This window comes from Catellatospora chokoriensis (assembly GCF_011297315.1).
Lineage (GTDB): Bacteria > Actinomycetota > Actinomycetes > Mycobacteriales > Micromonosporaceae > Catellatospora > Catellatospora citrea.
This window is the reverse complement of sequence record NZ_JAAOTI010000019.1, coordinates 55600-80261: the sequence shown is the minus strand read 5'-3', so window position 1 is coordinate 80261 and position 24662 is coordinate 55600. Positions and strand designations below refer to the sequence as shown.

The following is a 24662-nucleotide window of genomic DNA, read 5'->3' as shown; positions in this document are numbered from 1 at the left end:
CCGATTGCGGGTCGGCTGGGCAGATGGCGAGGCGGGTGTTGACCGTGCCGCTGGTGATCTACACGCTGGTGTGGTTCGCCGGCTCGGTGGCGGTGTTCTGGGTGCCGGACCGGGTCGCCGACGTCATCTGGACCTCGATCGGCCTGATCAGTGTTGCGGCGATCGTGGTCGGGGTGCGGCGCAACCGTCCGGCGCGGACCTGGCCCTGGCTGCTGATCGCCGCCGGGGTGTTCCTGTCGATCGCGGGGGAGGCCATATACGACCTCCTCACCTACGCGGGCGAGGTTGACGGGCCGTATCCGTCGGTGGCGGACGTCTTCTATCTCGGGATGTACCCGCCGCTGGTCGCCGGGATGTTCGGGCTCTCGCGCAACGTGGCCCGAACACGCGTGCCGCTGTTGCCGGTGGACGCCATGGTCATCCTCGGTGGCCTGGGTCTGCTCTCTTGGGTCTTCCTGATCTCTCCGCACCTGTTCGACCCCGGCCTGTCCCTGCTCCAGCGTGTCCTGATCGTGGCATATCCGGTCGGGGACCTGCTGGTGCTGGCGATCGTGGCGCGGTTGGTCATCGTGCACGGGTTCAGCCCCGCTGTGGTGTTGCTGTGCGTCGGCGCGGTCGGGCTATTGGTCGCAGACACCGCGTACGGGACCGAGCAGCTGCACGGCCACGGCCAGGCGAGCTGGCCGGCCAGGGTCGCCTGGCTGCTGTGTTACGGCGGCTGGGCGGCCGCTGCGCTTCACCCCTCGATGGCAGAGCTCACCCGACCGGCCCGGGTGGTGTCGGCCGAGGTGTGCATCGGCCGGCAGGTGTCGCTGCTGGCGGCCTGCCTGCTGCCGCAGGCCCTGCTGGTGTTCGAGGCGGCACGCGGCCGGGTGCCGCATGCGTCGGCCATCGGCGTCGCCGCCGGCATCACCGCGTTGCTGTTCGCGATACGGCTGTTCGGTCTCCTCGCCGACCACCGCCGCCATTCCGACCGCGCGGAGATCGTGCGGGCCGCGAGCGCACAGCTGGCCTCGGCCCGCGACGTGCCGGCGGTGCGCGCCGCGCTGCAGGACGCGGTCGAACGTCTGGCGGGCAACACCCCCCACACCGTCGAGGTGATCATCAACGATGGCGGCCACCATGACGTGTTCACCCCGCGTGACGCACCCGACGTGCCGATCGTGGCGAGCGGTGCACTGCCGACGGACATCGGCCTGCCGACCGGGCCTGCCACGTCCGCGCTGCTGTGCCCGCTGCGCCTGGACGAGCGTGGGCCAGCCGACGCCGACCTCGGGATGGTGATCCTGCGATCGTCCGGACGGCAGCTCGAAGTGCTCGAGGCGCCCGTGCAGACCCTGGCCTCGTCCGCAGCTCAGGCGCTGGAGCGCCTCAGCCTCACCGCGGAGATCACCCGACGTGACAGTGAGCAGTACTTCCGAGCGCTGGTGCAGAACGCCGCGGATGTGATCCTCATCGTCGAGCCTGGTAGCTGGCGGGTGCGTTACGCCAGCCCGTCCGCCGCCCGCCTGTTCGGCCCGGTGACGCCGCTCGGTCGGCCCCTGCTCGACCTGGTCGCACCGGAGTGCCAGGAGACCGCTCGAGAGCAGCTCACCAGCGCCGAGGTCGACACCCCGCAGCCGTCGGACTGGGTCATGGCCGGCGACGGCGCGCGAGTCCAGGTCGAGGCGGTGTGTCAGGACCTGAGCGGGGAACCGGCGGTCGCCGGCATCGTGGTCACCCTGCGCGACGTCACCGAGCAGCGGCGGCTGCAACGCAGACTGACCTACCTGGCCTACCACGACTCGCTGACCGGCCTGGCCAACAGGGTCGCGTTCCGCTCCCGGTTGCAGGAGGCGATCGACCAGGCCCGCATGTCGGGCCTGCTCGCCGGGGTGCTGTTCGTCGACCTCGACGACTTCAAGATCGTCAACGATACGCTCGGCCACGAAACAGGTGACCGCCTCCTGCGCGACGTGGCAAAACGCCTGTCGGCCACACTGCCCCCGCACGACACCCCCGCCCGGCTCGGCGGCGACGAGTTCGCCGTCCTCGTCGAGGGCGCACCCGACATCAGCACCATCGAGACAACCGCACAGCACCTCGTCACCGCGCTCGACCGGCCGTTCACCCTCGACGGCCGGCCGCTGCCGGGCCGGGCCAGCATCGGCGTGTCCTGTACCGCCGATGCCGCCAACGCCGTGGACCTGCTACGCCAGGCGGACCTGGCGCTGTACGCCGCCAAAGCCGAGGGCAAGGGTTGCTGGCGCCGCTACGACGCCAGCCTCGGCGCGCACGCCGTGCAGCGTATGCAGTTGCGCTCCGAATTGGAGCGGGCCGCAGCCGACGGGCAACTGTTCCTGGAATACCAGCCGATCGTCCGGCTCGCCGACGCCGTCACCGTCGGGTTCGAGGCACTGGTGCGGTGGAACCATCCCACCCGGGGGCGGCTCGGACCCGCGGATTTCATCGACATCGCCGAGGAGTCCGACACCATCCTCGCGATCGGCACCTGGGTGCTGCGGGAGGCCGTCGCCACTGCCGCCACGTGGCACACGAACGCCCGGACGGCACCGTATGTCAGCGTAAACGTGTCCGTCCGGCAGTTCCACGCCGAAGGCTTCGCCGACGCCGTACGGCAGACGCTCGCCGACGCGGCACTGCCCGCGGACCGGCTGATGCTGGAGATCACCGAGAGCCTGCTGCTCGCCGACGACGAACAGGTCTGGCACGACCTCGGCAAGCTACGGCGGACCGGGGTGCGCATGGCCATCGACGACTTCGGCACCGGCTACTCCGCGTTGAACTACCTGCGTCACATGCCACTGGACGTCCTCAAACTCGACCGGGTGTTCGTCTCCACCATCACCACGTCCAACCAGCAGGCCGACTTCGTCGCCGGCATCATCAAGCTGGCCGAGACCATGCACCTGGAGGTCGTCGCCGAAGGCATCGAACAGCCTGCGGAACGTGACCTGCTACGTGCCGCCGGCTGCCGCTACGGCCAGGGCTACCTGTACTCCAAACCACTCACCGCCGAACGCGCCGGACGATGGCAAAACCCATGAACCCGACTCCAGGCAGCGGGTGCCGACGACAGCCGGCGCTTGGCGGATGCCCGCTGACCGTCTATGGCGTGGGCGGCTACGCGCCGACCGCCCTCGGCGGGCGTCCGGCTGCGGCCCCGGTCGGTAGGACCGGGCCGCAGCACGCGGGACGGTGGGCCGACCTCCGAACGCGTCGGCCCACCATCCCGCCAGATCACGCCGGTTGACGGCGGTGGCGGACCCGGCCGCGCGCCGTCACCGCGCGAGGGCGGTCGCCAGGTGCTCGGCGACGTCGGCGGGAGCGCCGTAGCCGGCGATCTGCGCGGCGATCTGCGCGGCGACGGACTTGTAGCCGGGCTCTGCCAGCACCCGGCGGACCGCCTCGGCCACCGCGCGCGGGTCGGCTTCGCCCATCGGGAAGCCGATCCCCGCGCCCGCGGCGGCCACGCGTTCGGACTGAATGGGCTGGTCGGCGGCCAGCGGCACGACGACCATCGGAAGGGCCTCGGCCAGGGTGCCGAGCACGGTGCCCGCGCCGCCGTGCGTGAGCACCACGTCAACGTCGCGCACCAGCTCGGCGTGCGGCGTGAAGGCGACGAGCTCGAACCTGTCGGCCACGGCGGGGTCGACGTCGAACTCGTCCGGCGTGGCCGAGTTGTGGGTGACACGCACGTCGACATCCTGGGTCAGCAGTTCGCGCAGCAGCGGGTTGATGAGCTGCGGCGAGGCGTACACGGTCCCGAAACTCAGCAGGACGCGCGGTCGACGGTCGCCACGCTCGGCCGGTGCGGGCGGCATCGGCCCGGGATTCCGGTGCGCCTCGGGCCGCAGGGTGATCCGGCTGTCGGGAGCCTTCCAGCCCGGGTGCTGCAGGGCGGGCGGGCAGGTGTCCAGGTACCAGCGCGCGGGCTCGTACGCCAGCCCGCGTGCCTCGTACCGGCGTCGGGCGCGGGCCGCGGTGGCGTCGACCGACTCGGGCTGCAGGGCGGGACCGTAGGCGAGCGAGGCGACGGGCACGCCGCAGATCGCACCGGTCATCGGGCCGACGAAGTCGAGGTGCTCGGCGACGATCAGGTCCGGCCGCCAGGCGCGTGCCGCGGCGACCGCTTCGTTGATGCCCAGGTCGAGGCGTGCTCCGGCGAAGAACTCCGCCTCGGCCTCCACGGTGACGCCCTGCCAGAGGTCGTGTCCGGTGGTCCGCAGCACCTCCGCCACCGCCGCGAGCGAGTCAGGGCCCGCGGGCAGGAATTCGATGTCTTCGCCGGCGACGACCGGTGCCATGGCCTCGGCGGTGATCAGGGCGACGCTGTCACCGCGGTCGCGGAATGCTCGGGCCAGCGGCAGCAGCGGGAGGATGTGGCCGTACGCCGGCGTGCTGGACAGCAGGATGCGCATGGTGATTGTTCTTTCGTTCAGGTGCGCTGATGCGCGACGGGTCGCAACGGCGCACGGAGGGGGTGCGTTGGGGCAGGTTGGGGAAAGAGCCAGGGCCGCGGCATCCCATCCCGGGGTGCGGCGCACGCCTGAGAAGAGCGTTATCCCACCGTCCGAACGCGGGCACCCTGATCCGGTACGAGCACGTCACGTCCCATTTCGACGAACATGCGGCCGGCGCCAAGCCGGCACCGCAATCAGAGTGACCGCACGGTGGACCTTGTGGAGCCCGAAGCCCGTGTGGCTCGAGTCAGGCTCGGGCCGTGCGCAGAGTGGCGAGCACCGCCGTGGAGTGTGCCCGCATGGCGGGTACAGCCTGCTGCGCGGGCTCGGGTAGCGCGGAGAGGATCAGCTCGACCTCCTCCGGGCTGCCGACCTCGTCGAAGAAGCCGACGATCAGGCTCGCGCCCGCCGGTGGAGTGCTCCCGATGACCCGCTGGGCGAAGGCCGCCCATGCCTGCGTCGACATGTGTGCACGCAGTGCCGGGAAGAGCACGGGCTCCTCGTGTTCCAGATGGGTGTGGACGAGGTCCCGTACGGCGGCCGCGGCCGTCGCCAGCTCGCGTCGGTCTCCGTCTGTCGACACCGGTGCAGCTTCCAGCGCATCCAATGCGGCGTCCAGGGCGTCGTGCTCGCCACGCAGGTCGCCCAGCGGTGCGGCGGCATCGGGCGCTACAGCCTCGATCAGTGGCCAGAGATCGTTGTCCTCGCTCTCGTGATGGTGGTGCAGGGTCGCCACCAGGAAGTCGCGAAGTTCGGTAAGGGCGGCGCACTCGGCTCCGGGTCGGGTGGCGGCGTCGGCCAGCAGTGTCGTCGCCCGGCGGTGCATGTCATGGGTGAGCCGCGTCTCGATGACGGAACGTGGCTCCTGTGCGGTCATCATGAGGCCGAGGCTAGTTCGCTATAGGGCCCTTTACTCAATAGAAGGGGCCACAGTGTGGGCTAGACTACAGCGCGATGGCCAGCAGTTATCACTCTCCTCGACGCGTCGACGCCGCTTCGGCGACCCACGCGGCGATCCTGTCCAGTGCTCGGGCCCTGTTTCTCGAGGCTGGCTACTCCGCGGTAACGGTGAGTGATATCGCCAAGGCTGCTCGGGTCGCCGTCCCCACCGTGTACGCCAGCGCCGGCGGCAAGGCAGCCATCCTGTCCGCACTGATCCAGCCGGCCGTCAACGACCCAAGTGTCGGTGAGACGCTCGCCGCCGTGGCGACGGCGCAGGAACCCGGCCTCGTCATCGACCTCACCGCCGAAGGCACCCGCCGGGCCCATGAACGGCACTGGGACATCCTGTACGGGCTGCTGCGACACGCACCCGGCGAAACCGTGGCGCGCGAGGTACTGGACGCGGGAATCCAGTCGTACCTCGACGCGCTGACCACCATCGTCGATCGGCTCGCGACCCTGGGCGGGCTCGCCTCCGGCATTGACCGGGCCGAAGCGCTGGACCTGATGTGGTTCTACCTTGGTCAGCCGGCATGGTTCACCCTTGTCGGCGACCGCGGCTGGACCTTCGACAGGGCGCAGGCATGGCTCGCCGCATCGGCCCGGTACGCCCTCTTGAGCAACCCCCAGGGCTGACGGGATCCTGCTGTTTGATCTTCCGAAGGGAGGACTGCGACGGCGCAGCGCCTTCGGCCGCACGTGGCGGACGCCCTGCGGTGAGGGCCACCACGCCGGGCGAAGCGGGCCAGCTCCCGGAAACCCTTGCGCTCCAGTCCCGGGATCTTGGAAGAGGCGGTGGTTTGACGACAGGCACCGCTGATCGGAAACCGGCACGTCGCGCGACAGGCCACGATGGATCGCCACGAAAGACATGGAAGCTGCAATCTTCCGCGCACGAGCTAGCCCAGGGCGGTACGTTTTCCATGTGGGCAGTGCAGATCAAGTGCTGCGGTTCTCTGATGCGCTCGCCGAGAGCCGGGGACGTGCCAATGAATGTAGCCTCTTTCTGGGAAATGGCTTCAGCATGGCCTGGGATAGAGACATTTTCGGGTACCAAAGCCTATTTGACGAAGCTGATCTGCGGGATTTGACAGTGGGCAAGGAACCATTGTTCAACGCCTTTGGGACTCACGATTTTGAAACGATTATCGAACATCTGCATGTAGCTGAGAAGCTTGCCGAAGTCTACAAGTTGTCCGATGCTGATTTTCGAAGAAATCTTGGAAATGATGCCAACGTGATCCGAACAGCGCTTCCTCGGGTGCTCGCAAAGCGCCACCCCGACAGCGCTACTCGCGTTAATGCCACGCAGTATGGCTTTGCAAGAAGATTCCTTAGCGAGTTTGCCAATATCTTCACTGTCAACTATGACTTGCTTCTTTACTGGGCTATTGTCGATGCTGCCGGCCTGGCAACTTACCGTGACGGATTTAGGAACGCAGACGATGGCTCAGGTCTCATCTGGCACTCACCAGACGCCGCCAAAGACCAAAATGTGTTCTATCTTCACGGCGCATTGCATCTATATGCCAAATTCCATGAGCTATGGAAGCTGAGATACGCTCCAGGGCAGTTGCTCGTAGATCAGATACGCAGAAATCTTGAAGCTAACGTCTATCCACTTGTTGTGACCGAGGGAAAAAGTGAAGAGAAATTGCATCGCATCTCACAGAGCCCATATTTGAAATATTGCTATGATCGCTTGCGTGACCTAAATGGTTCGCTCTTCATCTACGGTTTCTCGTTCTCGGAGGCCGACAAACACGTAATCGATTTGCTTGACAACAACCCGCAACTCATTGAGCTGTACATAAGCGTCTATGGCAGTCCAGGAGGCGACGGGTACGACAACCCCTTGCGTGCTGGCGAGCGGATAGAGGCACGGTCGAGGGCTAATGGTTTGTCGCTCCGCGTTCGCTACTTTGATGCACAGACTGCGCAGGTATGGGCAATCTAATGCTCCGCTGACGATCCTATGACCATTCAGCTAGTCAGCAGCGTGATGTCACAAATAGAGGACGTCGCGTCATGTAGAACCGTGAGGAATTCCCGGATCTGACGCGCGGGGATGTTCGGCTTGGGAGTGCGAAGTTCGGCACGGAGCTTTGACATCATCAGTCCTGGCTGCACGATGCCAATTCGGCCCTGCACCACCGGTGCGTTCTTGGCAAAGTTCGGCCCGGCGTGATCATGTCTCCTTCCGCACAGGGCAAGGAGACTCTCAGGATCACCTTCTACAACGATCATCTTGGGCGGCTCGTCGCCCAGGAGGCGTGCGCCGACCCTCGTCCAGAGGGCGGTGTCCGTAATGTATCGTCGGCTTTTGATTGCCTGCTGTGTTACCACCTGAAGGTCGTTCACGCGTACGGCGGGTAAATTTTTGCTGGCTGCTTTGGCGTGCCACAATGAGACCGTGACGCGCGGCCCGGGATCGACTTCGATTACTAGGTAATCGGCGATCTCCCCCTTTCCGTCGTTGCACAGAATCCAGCGTTGTGTTCGCTTCGGTTGTGCCGTGAGGTAGTTCTCTAGTTCCTCGTGGACTGATCTACCGACGTTCTTGTTCTTGGCGGTGTCTCGCGTCTCAGAGGTGATGTCAACGTTCGCCCACGACCAGGTTACGTACTCCAGTGGTGGAAGATCGTTAGAGGGTTCCCTCGCCTGGTAGAACGTGGATCCGTGAACAGCACTTCCGTCGATGAAGTATATGTTCGGCGGTCGACTGGTCAGCAGCTCATGGAGCGAAATTGACGTCGACGCGAGCTGGACCGTCACGTCCGCACCGTTTGCGTGGAACCGGCCATCGTGGTCTTGATAACCCCGCCACAGAACGGTTTGGGGATCCGTGGGACGTACAGCGCGGATCGGGAGAATCTGATCCGTTCTAGGATAAGTGAGGTCGGCCCCGAGGTCTAAATCCTCTAGCGGGCCGTAGGGGGTCGTCCACCCTTGTCCGATCAGCTTGGGGTTGATCTCGATCAGTAACAGGTCTGCGTTCGGGAACCACTCAAGCCGGCTCCCTCTGGTGACGTGGGGTAGCAGTGGCCCGGCGCCCGACTGGCTCGGGTGCCAGTAGCGCGAGGCCAGATCGGTGGCAAAGTCTTCGTACTCGTTCAATGAGACGTAACGGGTTTCCCAGTACTTGCCATTTGCCGCAGATACGCCAGCGCTATAGATACCGCTAGGAGAGCTAATCTGGGCCAGCGTGTGGCCCAATGCTCGTCGGCCGGTGTCTGCGTCACGCAGGCCTCGATCGACGCCGCTGCCAGCGAACATGGCATATGTTGGCACACCTCGTCCGCCCTGATAGGTGTTCCTCACGCCGACTGACGACACCGACCTCCGCTCGAGTGCGTCGAACGCGCCTTGCATGCGACGGGGGTCTGCAGGTCTCACGACGTCGGTTGCACCAACTGCGGTCATCAGTTCGCGTACGACCGCGCGATCAGGACTGTTTATGAGCATCAAGTGCGGCTGTCCAGGCTTGCCCGCTCGCCAGGTTATGAGGTGCAGTTCGAAGGTGGACGTATCCAAGCCTGGGTCACGCGCGTGCCACCTGGGGCGATCCACCGCGGTGGTGACCAACATGAGGGTGGTTTTCGTTGGGTTAACACTGCTGTAGAAGATGGTCTGTCCACGTAGCCTTTGCCCCACCCTTAGGCGTTCGGGTATGACTCCGGCAATGAATGGTGGTTGGTACTTTCGCGCAGGATCGACCTCGAGTACGATGGCGCGGCACAGCGGGGTTAGGAACTCGACCGACAGGTCTGGCGGGGGCACAGCGAATTCCTGCGCATATTCCCGATTCGCCTTAGCTTTGGTGATCTCGTCGTCGATAAATTGCGGAAGGGCCTCAGCCCAGTCCGCATCCTCGGCGTATAGCTCGCGCACGGCACGTTGCAATTGTGGATATGCTTCCGTGTTTCGTGCCGCGACTACTACCGAGGATTGCGGGAACCGTTCATCGACCCGGACCAGCCGTCCGATGAGCTGAATCGTCGCTGGAAGCGACCGGTGCTTGTCGTGGTACGCCAAGATGCGCAGGCTAGGAAGGTCGAAACCCTCACCGAGCATGTTGACGACGGCGACCGCGCGGCACTCGCCAGAGCGAATTCTCCTGGATAGCAGGTCACGTGTGCGCGCGCTCAGCGCACTGTGTAAGACAGACACGCTAAGCCCGCGCTGGCGGTATATGGCCGCAAGGGTTTCTGCCCGCTCAACGGTCATGGCCCGAATGAGAATGGTGCTGGTTTGGTGACTGTCCTCTGACGCGATCTGCACAACTTGTTCGGCCAGCCGTTGATCGACTATGTCCTGTGTCTCGTGCGCCTTTAGATCGAGAAATCGCGGACGTACCTGATTGTATAGACCGTCTCTAAGTGCCTGGCGCAACGGATAGTGGTAGATGTGTTCTCCGGGCAATCGCTGGCCATCGCGACGGCTGGGGGTCGCGGTGAGTAGAAGTGCATGATCGTATGCGAAATAGTCCAAGATGGCTTTCCAGCTACGAGATGGCACGTGATGCGCTTCGTCGAAGATCAACAAGTCGAACAGTTCTCGCGGTGGAAGGGCGTCGTTCGGATAGTATGTGGGACTGATCGAGTGTGGCAGGCTGACCACAACGTCGGCATCCTGAACTGCGGACCAGTCGCGAACGAGACCTGTGAGCTGGATCGATCTCGGATTCGTGTCGCCGGACAGCGCACCTATACTACGAAGTGCCGACTGTGTTTCAAAAGCGATCTTTGCCTGATGGCGAAGCTCTTTTCCGGGAACAACAACCAGGACGCGTCGTGGTTGGACTAGATGCGCGGCCGCGAGCGCCACTGCGGTTTTGCCGGTCCCCGTTGGCAATGAGACCAAAGCAGGTGGGCGTCGCGGCAACGACCAGTGTGAGAGTAGTACGCCCAGGGCCCCTCGCTGCGGTGATCTCCAGCGGGGATAAGCGGCACTCACAAATAGAGTGAAGTTTCGAGGACTGCGATAATAGCCATCGACCATGGAATTTTCGCTGTTTGTCATGACTGCTCTCGTCGCCACGCTTCTCTTGTCACAATGTGTCGAAACCTAGCGACTGACGTGGAATGGTGCGGCAACGCCCGGCCATAGTCGAACTCGCATAGGTCGCCGAATTGCGTCACCTTGATCACCCTGCATGAAGACAATCCACGTTCGATATGACCCGACGTGTTACATATTGTAGCGGTTCCGCGGAGAAGCTGCGGCTCATTGAGCCTTGTTGCGAGACGGCCAGCTACGGTGGGTAATTGGAACGGGTGACACGGGGCACCAGTGGCCGACGGCGGTCGCGACACACGGAACTGATGTGGCACAACGAACACCCGGCTCTAAGCGTGGCCCAACTACAGACGATGGGCGCGGTCCACGGTCCGCGCGTCGCCGCGAGAGTCGCCGGTAATTTGAGCTGGCCCTGCGGACCTGCTGCTCCAGCCTGCAAAGCAAACGCCACCCTCGCTAACGCTCCAAATGCGTACTCAGGTATTTGGAGTGTCAGGTGTTGGGTTCCAGAAGAACCCCGACTCTCGACGGATTGGGCCACGGGCATCGGCTCGAGCCCGAGTCTGCGAAACCGAGACGTCGCTAGCCGGTGACTACAGAGCCGTCTGGTCGCACGTGGGCGACGTGCCAATCGCGGGCATACCTGTCACCGCCGGGCGGGTAGACCAGCAGGGCGTCGGTAGTGGGAGTGATGATCCGCACCTGTGCTCCGCTGCCAGCCAGGGTACCGCTGTTGCTGTACTGCTTGACGACGATGTCCAGCGCCGCAGCCTTAGCCATCGTGATGGTCTCCGGACCCCATCCCTCGGTGACGTCACGATCGAGCTGGGCGAATGGTTGCACCTCGAGCGAACCGCGATTTTCGAACGATACCGTCCACGTAGGGCTGGTGTCATGATCGTTGTCATAGCCATGCGCGCGCAGATCCAGGTCTGCTGGCTCATTGTCCCAAGTCAGCTGGACCGTCGCCCACGCGTCACCAGTATCGGCGAGTGGCTCTGACGGATCGGCACCTGCCGACTCGGCATTCAGCCCGAGGATGTGTCTCAACTCGGCACGCAGTCGCAGCCGCTGTGCCGGCTCGTCTGGACGGAGATGCTCCAGTAGCACGCAGCGGTCGCGATCGGGAAGCGGCACGCGGTCCAGGATCTCGTCCCGCGCTGGCCCGTAGTTGGCCAGCAGCACCCGAGCACCGGGATGACCGGCAGCGTAGTCACGTAGCGCCGCGCTGAAGTTGCCTGCACTGGCGCGACGGTACTGCTTGCACTCGACCACCGCGACCGCGCTGGATGCCGCTGTGATGGGCGGTGTGACAAGCACATAGTCGGGCTGGATGCGGGACTTGCGGCCCGTGCCGACGGGTGATGCCAGGGACGAGCGTAGCTCGGCCATCACGAGTACCGCGCCGTGCTGCGGTGTCGTGATGGTCGCGACGTGACTTCCTGAGAAGGAGAAGCTCAACTTGCCGTCTGGCGTCGGATGCATTGTGGTCAATTTTGGTCCAGCGGCGTCAACAATCAATGTCAGTGTCCACGCCGCGTAGAGCTCGTGGCGCCTCTTCCAGGCAGGCAGGCTCAGTACCTCCTCGATCGAGGTGAGCAGCCGCTCGACCTCGACGACTTCGCGAGGCCGTGTGGCTTCAGCGAGCTGATCGACGAGCGTAGGGGCGTCGGGTCGGCCATCAGCCCGATGTGTCGCGGTCAACCGGTCGATGCCTTGGATGATTGTTTCTGGCCAACGATCGCCGTCGTAGTAGACGAACGCGCCGACCGACGGCATCTCCCCTTGGGGTTGATCGGGGAGTTGTAGCGACTGGTCGTTCAGCCGCTGCAGCGATGGTCGGTCCGCGCTGAGTCGTCGGCATGTTTCGACGAAGGCGGAGACCATGGACCTAGCCGCGCGTAGTTGCCGGTCCAGCTCACTGTGCCCAGTTGAGACGACTGCAGGCAACGAACGGGGCCATTCCCCTCGGTCGTACTCCCTGCTCCACCGAGCGGCTGCTGCTGACAGCGGGCGCTCGTGGTCGAAATTGCGTCGGATGACGATATTCCGTAGGAGCTCGAGCTGGTCTAGCGTCCAGCGTGGTATTCGCGCGATCGAGGCAGCCGAGACGGCAGCGCTGACCCAGGTTCGGAAGGTGTCGAGGCTGAACGGAAGCAGGCCGTCGTCCCCGGTGCCGAAGTCATATGCGATGACGAAATTTTCTCGGTCCGAGCAGGTGGCCTCTGCCTGCTCGAACATACACAGGAGATCGCTGAGCATGGTCGCGAGCGGCAGGAAACTGCGCAGCACGACGTTCAAAAGTTGCTCGACGGGTACAGAATGGCGGACAAGGAGCGTGCTGATGTCGCCAACGGGCAGCTCCAGCTCTTCCCTTACCAGGCTGACGATGTCCGCATCGTAACCGTCCGGATCGAGGCCGTATGCAGTGCACAGCCCGTCCCAGACCTCCTGGCTGGTGCGCGCAGGGCTCACCATAGACCCCGCCCGCACAATCGGGACGGGGTTTGAGTTTGAGTCATCCATGGAAGTAGATTACTGAGGATATGCGCAATATCGGATCAACCTGCACGGTGGATCCTTCCACGCGTTGGTGAATGCAGCTTGGCTCGACCTTCCTGTACGTCGGTTCCTTCCGTGACTTGGGGTGCCGAGTTGCCCTAACCGGCGACGATCGGCCTGCCGGTGTCCGCCAGCATCGTGGCGGTCGGCGCGAACGTGACGTTCACGGTGCGTTCGAAGACGAGTTGGCTCGACTTCGGGCGTGCCGATAGCTCCAAAGTGATGGGGTATGGCCTATTGTTGACGACCTTGGTCCGGACGTCGGCGCCCACTGACTCGGCACAGGCGAACAGTTGGGCGTTCGCGCTCTTTACGACAATGAGCTCTGTCAGCCACTTTGCGGTATTTATGTCATCGCGTGATGGGTGTTGCAGCGATTTCGGCGAGCGCCTCCCAGCCGCGGTGAACATCCATGACACTAGCCGCATATCCACGGTTGAGAAGGTCGTTGCTGAGGTAATGGTCGTACTTGTCGCGGTGTTTGCGGTCCATCGCGCGGGCGAGCTCGACCGGGTCAGGCGGCGGTGTAGCGGCCAGATCGCGCAAGGCGTCGTATAGCTGTGTGGGCGTGGTTGCTAGCACGACGAGTGCGTGGCCGTCCGCGGTGGTCTCCAGACCTCGGATGCTGAGCGCGGCACCGATGGTGTTCATGATCCGATCGCCGCGCCAGGGGAACAGCAGGGTGTCGGTGCCCCACCGGATGATCCTGGTGGTGGTGTGGCCTTGTTGATGGAAGGCGTGCCGGCCATCAAGGAATAGGGCGCGCGCGGCGTCGTCGAGGTAACTGGGTAAGACCTGCGAGCAGTAGAGGGCGTGCATGGTTTGGCGGACCTCGTCGGTGACTTCGCTGCGGCCGCTGGAGAATTTCGGCGCGTTGCCGCCGCGCGTGGGGATGAGTTCGATGATCCGGGCGTGGTCGTCGACGCGTTGGACCTGCCAGCGTCGTCCCGCGAATACGAGCCGGTAGCCTGGCACAATTTCCGGGTCGGCCCGTAGCGTGCCGATGGTGTTACCGCCAGCGATAAGCGTGTATTCGGTGGGGGTGTGGAAGGCTGCGGCGAAGGCGTGGTGGTTGATCAGCTTCTCGCCGGTGGCGGCCGGCAGCAGCTGGCCGCTGTCGTCCTGCATGAGCAGGTCGCGTTCACCCATGGTGCGTAGCAGGTCGGCGAAGACCGAGGGGTTGACGTTGCGGAAGGGGCCGTGCCCGCACAGTGCGTTGTGCAGCTGCTGGGCGTTGACGCCACTGTGCTGAGCAAGCAGCGACAGGATCTGCTGGATCAAGGTCGACAGGTGCAGATCGGTGGTAGTGGGAGTTTCGTAGTCGCCGGCGAGCAGCATTTCGATGGCGGCGACGGTTTGGAACAGGTCGGTGCGTAGCCGTTCGGTGGGTGGGGTGGCGTCGGTGGTGGCGGGTTCGGAGATGTAGACGCGTAGGACGGCGTTGGTGTCGTCGCGGCGTCCGGAGCGGCCGAGGCGTTGGCGGAGGGCGGCGACGCTGGGTGGGGGGCCGATTTGGGCGACGGAGGCGACGGAGCCGATGTCGACTCCCATCTCCAAGGTCGAGGTGCAGACGGCGGTGACGGGGGTGGTGCCGTCTTTGAGCCGGGCTTCGGCGTGTTCGCGGAGGTCTTTGGCGAGGCTGCCGTGGTGGGGTAAGAATTCTTGTGGTTTGCCGTCGTCGATGCAGATGCGGTTGAGCAGTTCGGTGTAGGTCTCGACGTCTTGCCGGGTGTTGGCGAAGATCAGGTTGTTGGTGCCGCGGAGGGTCCGGACGAGGTGTTCGGCGATGGCGGGCCGGTCGGCGCGCGTCGGGGCGGTGTGGCCGGTGGGTGCGGCGTAGGTGTAGCCACGGACTTGCAAGCTGACCTGGGCGCCGGTGTCGACAGCTCGGATGATCTCGACTTGGGGTCCGTGGCCGGGTCGGAGGAAGTCGGCGGCGGTGCTGAAGTCGCCGAGGGTCGCGGACAGGCCGATGCGTGGTACGCGGCGGCGTAGGGCGAGTTCGATGCGGTGTTGTAGTGACTGCAGTTGTGCGCCGCGTTCGGTGCCGAGGAATGAGTGCAGTTCGTCGATGACGATGTAGCGCAGGCCGGCGAACATGGTCGGGATCTGTGGCCCGTGTTGGACGAAGAGCGCTTCGATGGACTCGGGGGTGATCAGGACGATGCCGTCGGGGGTGCGGCGTAGTTGCGTTTTGGCGGAGGCGGCGACGTCGCCGTGCCAGCGGTGTACGGGCAGGTCGACGTCGGAGCAGAGTTCACCTAGGCGCTCGTATTGGTCGTTGATGAGAGCTTTGAGCGGCCCGATGTATAGGGCTCGGATGCCGGCTGGTCGGCGCGGGCCTGGCTCGGCCTGGGTGAGTAGCGCGGAGCAGATCGGCAGCCAGGCGGCTTCGGTTTTGCCACCGGCGGTCGCTGCGGCGACGATGACGTCGGTGTTGCCAGCCAGGATGGGGCGTACGGCGTGTTCTTGCGCTTGGTGCAGGCGCCGCCAGCCCTTGCGGTAGATCCACTGCTGGATCGCTGGGTGCAGCAGCTCGTATGCGCCGGAGCCGCTGCTCGGCGGCTGCGGCTTGGCGCGGGTGGCGCGGTCAGAGGCGGAAGGTGGCCAGCTCGTCATCGCTGTTCCCGGTGGCTTCGTCGTCGAAAGGTTCGAGGTCAGGGTTGGTGTCTGCGGCGATCGCGACGGTGCCGAGCAGCGTCTGCCAGTCCTGGCCGGGGTTCTGTTCGAGGACGGCGAGCAGGTCGAGGAAGGCTTTGACGGTGTTGCGGGGGGTGCGGAAGTAGGCGTCGCCGATGCGGTCGGCGCAGTGCCGCATGAACGCGTGCAGGCCTTCGTCGGGCAGCAGGTACGCAGCCGGATCGCCGGCGGCGTGGACGTTGCGCAGGTTGGCCAGTAGTACGTAGAAGTCTTCGGGGGATAGGTTCGCCAGTTGCAGGACGGGGCCGGAGTAGTCGACGAGGCCGTCGCGGGCGAACGTGTTTTCGGCGAGCCGGGTCTGTAGGGCGGGGTAGGAGTGCAGGCCGCGTCGGGTGTCGGTGAGGAACTGGGGGGTGCCGGCGAACACGAAGCCGAGGTGGGCGGCGGAGCCTTGGAGGCTGTCGTTGAGGATGCGCAGGATCTGTTCGTAGTTGGCGTTGCGGGCTTGGGTGTTGGCGAGTTTGTAAAGGTTGACCATTTCGTCGAGGCAGACGAGCAGGCCGTCGTAGCCGGCCATTTCGACGAACCGGGATAGCAGTTTCAGGTGGTCGTAGAAGCTGTGGTCGTCGACGATGGTGCGCACGCCCAGCGCCTGGCGGGCTTCGGTCTTGTTGGTGAACTCGCCACGTAGCCACCGGACGGCGTCGTTTTTGAGCTGCTCGTTGCCGTCGTCGTGGCCTTGCCAGTAGCGGGCGATGACGTCGGCGAAGTCGTAGCCGCCGGTGAGCTCGGACAGGCTGTCCAGCCGCTGCCGGATGATCGCCTTGGGGCTTTGGCCGCTGTCGCGGGCCTGGGCCATGGCCTGGGACACGAACCGTTCGACGACCGAGGGCATGGCGCCGCCGTCGGGTTTGGCGCGGGTGGACATGTTGCGCATCAGTTCGGCGTACAGGCTGCGGGCTTGGCCGCCGGTGGCATGCAGCCGCCGGCTGGGCGACAGGTCGGCATGCACGGTGACCAGGCGCTTTTCCATGGCGATGGAGCGGACCAGGTGTAGGAAGAACGTCTTGCCGGAGCCGTAGTCGCCGATGACGAAGCGGCTGCCTGCGCCGCCGTCGGCGATCCGGATGATGTCGGCGAGCATGGCGCTGACTTCGGCTAGGCGGCCGACTTGGATGTGCTGGTGGCCGACGCGGGGTACTACACCGGCGCGCAGTGCCTGCAGGATCGCGTCGCGTTCGCGGGGACGGATGCGGGTGGCGGCGTGGGGGGTGTCGTTCATCGGGTGGTCTCTTTCAGTGCGTACTCGTTGATGATCAGATCGCCGTCGTCGTCGATGAGCGGGTCGCCGAAGGCTTCGTAGGCGGCTTCGTTGAGGACTTCGATCGCGCCGTCGGGCATCAGGCCGTGTTGCGCGGCGAGGGCGTCGAAGTCGGGGCGTGGCCACGCCGGCCGGGTGAGTAGCTGCGCGAGCAGTCCGTGGTGGGCGGCGTCGAGTCCGGGCAGCAGTCCGACGGCCGGGCTGGTGTCGTCGCGTGGTGGTGCCGGCACGGCGGGGCGGCGCGCTGGTTCGACCGCTGGTCCTTCGTCGTCGGAGAAGACGCTGGTCAGTAGCGCGGCGACGCTGGCGGTCTCGCGAAGCTTCGTTGCGAGTGCGTCCGCGTCCAGCGCCAGCCCGGGACCTACGGGTAGCCGCAGTGCGTCCGCGGTCCGCGGTGTTGCGGCTGTCGGGGGCTGTGTTGCGACAGGGGCGGGCGTCAGCTGCTGCGGCTGCGTCCGGGCGGTGGCGCTGTGCAGCTGTTCGGACAGCATGCTGTGCGGCAGGCCGAGCAGGTCGTAGATCCGCTGCAGGGTGCTGACCTCGTCGGCGGAGATGACCCCGTCGGCTGCGGCGACGGTCACCAGGAACCGGCCGATCTTTTCCGACTGTTGCGCGGTCAGCCGCTTGAGCCTGTCCTTGATTCCCGCGAGCCGGGTGCCGCTCGCGATGAGCCACCGCAGGTGCGCCTCGAGGCGCACCTGCTCTGCCCTGGTCAGCTGAAGGCCGTCACGCAGGTGCGCGACGAGGTGTTCACGTTCGTCGGTGCTGATCGTGCCGTCGGCCGCGCTGACTGTTACTGCCAGGCGTAGCAGTGTTGCCGCTGCGGTGTAGGCGGTGCTCGGTGTTTGGGCCTCGCCGGCTTCGGTCCGGAACAGGACCGCAACGTCGGTGATCTCCGTGTGGCCGAAGCGCAGATCTGGCTCGATTCCGAAACCTGACCGGCCCAGCAGTTGCACCAGGGTGACGAAGTCGGACTCGCGAAGGCCGGCCGAGTTCGCGTTCGGCCAGAGCGAGGTCAGCTCGGCGCCGTCGACCAGCGCAGTCGGCCGGCTACGGAGATGCCGCTCGGCCCACTGGCGCAGTGCCGCCATATCGGGTTTGTCATCCTGGCTCGGCTCGTTGGGCAGCAGTTCAGCGGCGGGCGGGTTGTGGGGGGCGGGCGGGTTGTGGGCCAGCGACCGGTCGTAGGGTTGCCGGTCGAGGTGTATGGACTGGGTGAGCTCCGCCAGCTGGGCAACCAGGCCGGGGGAGTCGTACACGTCGGGCCAGCCGGCCAACATGATGCGCTGGCGGGCCAGGGCCGGGTTGGCCGGACGGTAGGGGAGTGCAACCCGCTTGTGGCCTGGGATGACCCGCAGCCCGGGGCCGAACCGTTGCGTGTAGCGGCTGGTGAACAGTTTGGCGAACTCGCGGTCGCTGGTCGTACTGCTGGCGGCGTGGATGGTGGGGTGGTGGCGCGTCCATGCCAGCGCCCAGTCGGCCGGCAGTGGTGTGCCCGTCGCGGCGTACGCGGCCAGGGCCAGCCGCAGGCTCAACGGGACCGGACGCAGATCGCCGGCGGTTGGGGGCTCCAGACGCGGTAGCTGCGGCGTATTGCGGTCCTGCAGTGCCCGCAGCAGCAGCAGGAACTGGGCTGCCTGGGTGACGAAAGCCCGGTCGGTGTTGTACACCGACAGCAGCCTGATCACCTGGTCGGCGACCGCCGTGAGTTCGGTTGCGGGATCGGGGGCGTTGCCGAGGTCGAGCAGGACCCGCCGTTCCAGGCCGTAGAGCAGCAGCAGCGCAAAGCCAGTCGGGGCCTGCGGGTAGCGTCGGCCGTCGCCGAGCCACGTCAGGTATGCAGCCCGGGCGCCCGGAGTGAGCTGGGCGTAGGAGGGCACGTGGTACGGGCTGTCGCCGCTCCAGTCGGGCTGGCGGTAGTTGATGGGCTGTGCCGGGTCGATGAGGGACGGTTCGGCCATTCCGTCGGCGAAAAGGCCCTGCCCGACGTAGAGCAGGCCGCCGCCGATCGTCAGGTAGTCCACTTGCACCGGCTGTCCGGCAGGCACCCAACGGGCGGGGTGCGTGGCTGGTGGTGTCGGGGTGTACGTCGGGTGCGTTGTCACCGTCGCCGCCTGTTCTTCGGGCGCCGGCTCGGGCGCGGGTGTCTGCAGTACTGGTGCGTCCGGCTGGGCCACGGCGGCAAGCGCCGCTTCGTCTGTCGTGGTGGTGTTGCCGGCTGGTGGGTCATCCGGCGACGCGTCGCCCGCTGGCAGGTTGTCTGCTTGCGGTAGCGCTTGGTCGTCGGGGGGTGTCTGCCGGTTGCGGCCGCGTCTTGTGGTGCGAGCCAGCATGCCCCAGGTCAACGCGATCCCCGAGACGACGATCCAAATGATCTTCACTACGTCGCGGGTCGTGTCGCCGGCAAAGACGCCGTCATCGGGCGGGATGATCGTCAGGTAAAGCCAGACCAGGCCGAACAGGACCCGGCCGAAACCCGGAGCGGTCTTCAACGCGTCGGCACCGGCACCAGGCTGCACCTGTACGGCGCCGGGGACCGAAACCGCCGCCCACTTCGCCTTGCTCCATGCCCACCGGCCCCAGGCGACCAGATAGACACCGACCAGCAGCGCGACGATACGCATAGCGCTTTGCTCGGCAGTGCCGTCGAACGGGTTGCGCTCCTTGAACAGGGGCGCCAACGCCGCGACGACAAGCGCGAGCCCGATCAGGCATCTCATCATGCCTGGAGGTAGGTCGGGGCTCGGCTTGGCTGGGGCGCCGTTGGCTTCGGCGAGTAGCGCGTGCAGGCGGCCTGGGCGTCGGCGATAGTCCTCCCACAGCTGCTCAGTCACCGTCATGTTCGTCAGCTGGCTGTGCGCCGACAGCACAGCCTCGACGGCGGGGCGCAGCCGGTCCGATTCCATCGCCTCGACGACAGCCGCGAGTGAGGTGTCGTACAGGGCGCGCTGTTTGGTCGAACGCCGTGCGGCCAGTCGGCGGGTTGCTCGGTGGGCTGCGGCCAGGTGTGGGTTTAGCACGATGCAGATCTCGCGTGCCGCAGGCAGCACCGGACCGAGATCATCGCGCAGGTGCTGCAGGCGGGCCAGCTCAAGCAGCAGGGTGGTGTCGTGCGGCCCTCGGCGTACGGGGTCTGGTTTTACCTCCACCGTTGCCTCGATCGCCTTGGCAAGTGCCGCTATCGCCGCCTTGGTCCGCGCGGCAGTTGCCGGGCCAACGCCGGGTAGGTGCTCAAGCCGGTCGCCCCTCTGGATTAGCTGGCCGACAGTGAGCAGGCCAGCGGCACGGAACGGCACGAGGCTCAGGCCGACGCCTTCCGTGGTGGTGCGGAGCCTGTCGATGGGTGCTTTGCTCAGCTGCTCGGCGGCGAGGTGCTTACGGTGTTTGGCCGCGGCCTGCTGGATGCGAGCGATGATGTCTTGCTCGCTGGTGAGTACGGCGTGGGCGGCGTCGCGGGCGGCCTTTGCCTGTGTCACTACGGCACGTTGCTCTGGGCCGGAGACAGCTTTACCCACGTTCACCTCACCAGTTGCTGGAGGACACCCCGTCGTTCAGGAAAGGGATCTTCGCATCTCGTGCCGCGTGGATGGGGGCCGGCATGATCGTCCGCCGGGTGGACCTGGGATAGCCCCTGTGCGGTAGTGGGCTGGCCAAAGGCATGAGGCGATCCTGGCTGTGCCTGATTATTGGTAGTCACATCCGCATGTAGCTCTTTGTCCGCAGGCGCGGGTTGATGAGCCGGGCAGCGGACGCAGTCGCCCTCTACCTCAGATGGTTAGCGCGCTGGCCGGGCTCCTCGTCGTGGAGGCTGGCGGAGCCCGGCGAGCGCTAGCGCGTCACTCGTCCAGTGCGGGCCCGGTCTGCGGCGGTGTCAGTGGCGGCGGAGCCAGGACGAGGATCTGCAGGAGGCCGATGTATTCGTGCGGCGCTAGCTGGGCGGCGGCCGCGAATTCTTCGACGCTGCTGAACCGGCCCCGGCTCTGGCGGTCGGCGATGACCCGTGCGGCGCGCGCAGGGTCGAAGAAAGGTAGTTCTGCCAGTTGCTGGGCGCCGGCGGTGTTGATGTCGACCGTGCCGGCCGGTGCGGTGGGCGGTACGGGTGCGGGTGGTGCTACAGGCTGCGGCGGGCGGGGGACCGCGGGCATGGCCGGTGGTGCTGCGGCAGGCGCGGTGCCGGAGTGCTGGGCTGGCGTTACGGGCGCGGCTGGCGCGGGAGCGTTGTGGTGCGGAGGTGGCGGGACCGTTCCGGCTGGCGGCATGGTGCCGGTGGCAGGCAGGTACCGCCAGCGCTGGGCGGGAACGGTGCCTGCGGGCAGGGTCTGGTACCAGGGAATGCGGTTGGCCTGCCACTGCAGCCACTGGTTGTTGATCAGTAGGCCGTGGACGATGCTGGCGGCCCAGCCCGACAACAGCAGGCCGACTCCGACCTGATCGGCAATGAGGTTGTCGTCAGTGCCGTCGGCGACGGACGCGAAGGTGATGCCTGCCGCGATGTAGATCAGCCCTGCGATCGACCAGGACTTGCGCTGTGTTCGCAGGCCGACGTAGAGGAAGCCCGCACCACCGAGGCATGAGCAGCCGAAGATGGTGAGCAGCAGCCACCAGCTGTGCATGATGCGCCAGCTCAGCTTCCGCGCGGGATGTGGGGCGGGAGGCTGGGCTGGCGGGAGGTGATGAGGGCTGCTGATCATGGTGTGCTTTCTGCTCGGTGGGGATGTTGGCGTGCTACTCGGGCGGTCGGGGTGTAGAGGCTGGCGTCGGTCTGCGGCTCGACGAACTGCAGGAGCTGGATCCGGCCTGGTTGGGCTGCCTGCGAGTGGCAAATCCTGGCGCCGTGACCGCAGGTGCGGCAGTGGCTGCCGCGGCCGACGCGCTTGTGGGCGACTGGCGGCGCATCCGACCACCTGGCGACGCTGGCTGCGGTGCTGACACCTTCTGGTTTCAGCGACCGGTCGGCGGCCGGAAGGCGTCGGCGTACACCTGGTGAGGGTGCGGCCGCCATCTTCCTGGCGTGAGCCGCGGGCAGAGGCGTCCGATGCGTTGGTGGCTAACGTGGCCTGGTAGTCGTGCTGACACAGGCAGGCCGCCCGAGCAACGGTCGTCGGAACTTGCGTGCCCGTGGCGTGCGAGTCAGTCCAGGGGAGCGAAACTCCGGCCGTCTAGAGCGTTGATGAGCGTGTTATCACGGGTGACCTCGATACCGCGGTCGCGCAGCTCGGCGACCAGTTCGGTCTCCCGCTCGGCCGGGATGTAGAGGAAGTCCCCGTTGAGGGTGGTGAAGCCGCTCGAGGCGAAGCGGGCTTGCAGATCGTGGGGCAGCAAGTCGAGTGCCCTGGCGGTGACCATGGGCGGCCAGTCACCCTCGGCCACCGCGGTGAGCTTGCTGATGTCGAAAGGCGCGTCATCGGGCTGCATGTCCGGGTCATCGTCGTCGACTGCAGCCGGGTTGTTCACGTGCCGGGTGCGCAGGCCACGGGCCTCGCCCCAGGTCCGCGCCGCCGCGATCGCTTCGATCTCTGCGGCTTCCTCCGCCGCGTTGGCGGCGTCGGCGAACGCCAAGCTGTCGTGCAACTGGGAATGGCCGTACACCAGGCTACGAGCCTGCTGCTGAGAATCAGCGCTGATCATGGCGGGCACCATACCAACGAGCGATCTTCCGTGGTTGCCAACCGGGTATCGGTTCACCAACTGCATGTGCAGCGCTAATAGCCGCAGTAGAACAGGCTCACGAGTTCGCCAAGTCCTGTCCGGGGGGTATGAGAGCTCGAGCAGCCTGACCCGGTCGACCGGCCGCGCGTCCGCTGACGCCTTGGGCTGAGGCGCGGCGCCAAATTACAGATGACGGGATCGTTCGGGTCAGCGAATTCCATACCGGGCGGTAATGCCGCCTCACCACCAGCGCGCTGCCGGTAACAGTCGGGCGGTACACCAATTCCGTCGACGCAACCGACTCGGAGGTCGCCGATCGACTGAGGGCGCTGCCGTCGCGGCTCGCTCGGCTACGGCGTGTCGCTGCCCGCATCCGAGTCGAACGGCCACCGGTGCACTCTGACGTCGAGGGGTTGGACGGGCTCGTCAGCTTTCGCGACCGTCCACCACGTTCCGTCGATGAATACAGATGGCCGATCGTGATTCGGTGTTGACATGCCGTACAGCCGCACGCTGAGATACTGGCCCTTCTGAAGAACAGGCAGGTCTAGCGCGTGCAGCAGTGCCGCGTTGAGGTGATTGAGCACGGTGATCCCCTCAGCGCGCAGCAGTCCTCGAGCGTCGCGGACTCGCTTGGCCGCGTCAAACTGCATGGACGCCGTCTGGAGGGCCGCCGTGCCGATTGGCCGCTGCTGCACGCGTCGAAACAGCTCACAGACCCGCTTAACGCCCGACGGCACGGACAGCAACGTGTTGAGGTCCGACGGTGGCATGGTCGCGAAGACGTTTTCCGGCAGGGAGTCGTCGCGCAGCAGCCATCGGATCCGGCCACGCCCTAGCACATTGATCGCGCGCTTGCCGTCCAGGTTTTGACCGGCCGATAGTGCGTCGTCGGTCGCTTGCAGGATACCGACGCGATAGGTGCCGGCCGCCTCGCTCGCCGACACGAGCAGGAGCACCGCACCGGTCGCTTCCCGCGGAACTAGCCAGTTGGTTCCTGTCGTGAAGCAGATCTTGACGTCGTGCCCGGCAACCTGCGCGTCGAGTCGACGGCCTGGTGCTAGATCGAGACCCTCGCGCACAGCGAATACCGACCGTTCGACGAGGTAGATCTTCTCGGTGCGCGTGAGCTGTTGGAGATCCAGGCGGCCGGTGTGCCTGCCGTCGATGATGTAGTCGAAAGCGTTGCGCAGCAGCGGGCCGATTCTCTGTACGTGAGGGGCGAGTTCCTTGGCCACTTGTGCCGCCGCGTCGTCTACCCGGACTGGGCTCCTTTCGGGCACCGAGTGGCTGTCGCGCTGAGACTCGGGCTGTTCTGGCTCCTTCGCGTCGCCCTGGCGTGCTGAGGTTATAGGCGGCTTGGTGCCGGACTGAGGTAGCGCAGTGCTCTCGGGCTCGTTGTGCTCCGGATCGGTGCCCGGTCTGGCGCCTACCAGTGCGGTCAAGCGTGCGACCTCGAGTTCCGCGGCGTGCCGTGCCGCAACGGCGGCAGCAAGATCGTCTTTAGCTAGCAGGAGTTGTTCCTGCAAGCGAAGGACCTGTCGTAGGTCGCCTGCCGTCGGCTGCGGGGGTTGGGACGCGATCTGCACGGGCGTCGGATTGGCCGTGGCGCGTTGCAGTAACTGACGGGCCCGGTCAAGTTCGCGTTTGCGATCCTGCTCGGGCGAGCAGATCTCAATCACCGCTTCGATGAACGGTCGCGATATGTGCAGCTCAAGCCCGCTGAGACGCCTTGAGATGCTGGCAGCCCGCAATCGGGCTGGGTGCTTCGGCTCGTATCGCGCGGCAAGCTGGTGTTGCAGGGCAACGATCGTCAAGCCTGAATTGTTCATCATGCTTCGCATCAGCATCGCTAGCTCATTGATCTCTTGGCAAGACCCGATGAGCTGGCCATATGGTCGTCCACGCCGTCTAGGCTGAGCTGCGGTCATCAGTCGAGGTACTCCGTGCAAACGCGAAACTATGGGAATGTTTGAGAAACAAATATTCTGCCTTCTCGCCAGAGACTACCGCATGGCAGGCTTGCACAGACCCGCCCAACCGACACATTGGATTATTGATGTCAC

The 24662-nt window shown here is 65.7% G+C and carries 13 protein-coding genes; 3 read left to right on the top strand and 10 right to left on the bottom strand.

The window, feature by feature from the left end:
• Positions 1 to 23: 23 nt before the first annotated feature.
• Positions 24 to 3047, top strand: coding sequence for a putative bifunctional diguanylate cyclase/phosphodiesterase (locus HAV39_RS43345; protein ID WP_191841858.1), 3024 nt, complete (start codon positions 24 to 26; stop codon positions 3045 to 3047).
• A 234-nt stretch (positions 3048 to 3281) separates the two neighbouring features.
• Here HAV39_RS43345 and HAV39_RS26400 read toward each other — a convergent pair whose 3' ends face one another.
• Together HAV39_RS26400 and HAV39_RS26395 are read right to left on the bottom strand one after the other, a co-directional pair.
• Complete coding sequence (locus HAV39_RS26400; protein WP_191841857.1) at positions 3282 to 4421, bottom strand: glycosyltransferase; 1140 nt, start codon at positions 4419 to 4421, stop codon at positions 3282 to 3284.
• A gap of 289 nt (positions 4422 to 4710) precedes the next feature.
• On the bottom strand, positions 4711 to 5343 hold the full coding sequence (locus HAV39_RS26395; protein WP_191841856.1) for a hemerythrin domain-containing protein: 633 nt from the start codon (positions 5341 to 5343) through the stop codon (positions 4711 to 4713).
• Between the two features lie 74 nt (positions 5344 to 5417).
• Here HAV39_RS26395 and HAV39_RS26390 point away from each other — a divergent pair, with 74 nt between their 5' ends.
• A complete protein-coding gene (locus HAV39_RS26390; protein WP_191841855.1) occupies positions 5418 to 6041 on the top strand; it encodes a TetR/AcrR family transcriptional regulator in 624 nt (207 codons plus the stop codon).
• A gap of 289 nt (positions 6042 to 6330) precedes the next feature.
• A complete protein-coding gene (locus HAV39_RS26385; protein WP_191841854.1) occupies positions 6331 to 7362 on the top strand; it encodes a DUF4917 family protein in 1032 nt (343 codons plus the stop codon).
• 26 nt (positions 7363 to 7388) lie between these two features.
• Here HAV39_RS26385 and HAV39_RS26380 read toward each other — a convergent pair whose 3' ends face one another.
• The 8 genes from HAV39_RS26380 to HAV39_RS26345 form a co-directional block, all read right to left on the bottom strand.
• Positions 7389 to 10427, bottom strand: coding sequence for a DEAD/DEAH box helicase (locus tag HAV39_RS26380; protein ID WP_191841853.1), 3039 nt, complete (start codon positions 10425 to 10427; stop codon positions 7389 to 7391).
• A gap of 579 nt (positions 10428 to 11006) precedes the next feature.
• Positions 11007 to 12902 carry a hypothetical protein gene (locus HAV39_RS26375; RefSeq protein WP_191841852.1) on the bottom strand — a complete coding sequence of 632 codons (1896 nt, stop codon included), beginning with the start codon at positions 12900 to 12902 and terminating at the stop codon, positions 11007 to 11009.
• Positions 12903 to 13337: 435 nt separating this feature from the next.
• Positions 13338 to 15605 carry a DEAD/DEAH box helicase gene (locus HAV39_RS26370; protein WP_191841851.1) on the bottom strand — a complete coding sequence of 756 codons (2268 nt, stop codon included), beginning with the start codon at positions 15603 to 15605 and terminating at the stop codon, positions 13338 to 13340.
• Positions 15577 to 16908 (bottom strand): ATP-binding protein, encoded by a 1332-nt coding sequence (locus HAV39_RS26365; protein WP_191841850.1) that lies wholly within the window; start codon positions 16906 to 16908, stop codon positions 15577 to 15579. Before HAV39_RS26365 ends, HAV39_RS26370 begins: the two co-directional genes overlap by 29 nt.
• Positions 16905 to 20423, bottom strand: coding sequence for a tellurite resistance TerB family protein (locus HAV39_RS26360; protein WP_191841849.1), 3519 nt, complete (start codon positions 20421 to 20423; stop codon positions 16905 to 16907). The genes HAV39_RS26365 and HAV39_RS26360 overlap by 4 nt, the downstream gene beginning before the upstream one ends.
• 360 nt (positions 20424 to 20783) lie before the next feature.
• Entirely contained in the window at positions 20784 to 21638 is an 855-nt protein-coding gene (locus HAV39_RS26355; RefSeq protein ID WP_191841848.1) for a ComEA family DNA-binding protein, read from the bottom strand.
• A 439-nt stretch (positions 21639 to 22077) separates the two neighbouring features.
• Entirely contained in the window at positions 22078 to 22575 is a 498-nt protein-coding gene (locus HAV39_RS26350; protein ID WP_191841847.1) for a hypothetical protein, read from the bottom strand.
• A 371-nt stretch (positions 22576 to 22946) separates the two neighbouring features.
• Positions 22947 to 24446, bottom strand: coding sequence for a NaeI family type II restriction endonuclease (locus HAV39_RS26345; protein WP_191841846.1), 1500 nt, complete (start codon positions 24444 to 24446; stop codon positions 22947 to 22949).
• Between the last annotated feature and the right edge of the window lie 216 nt (positions 24447 to 24662).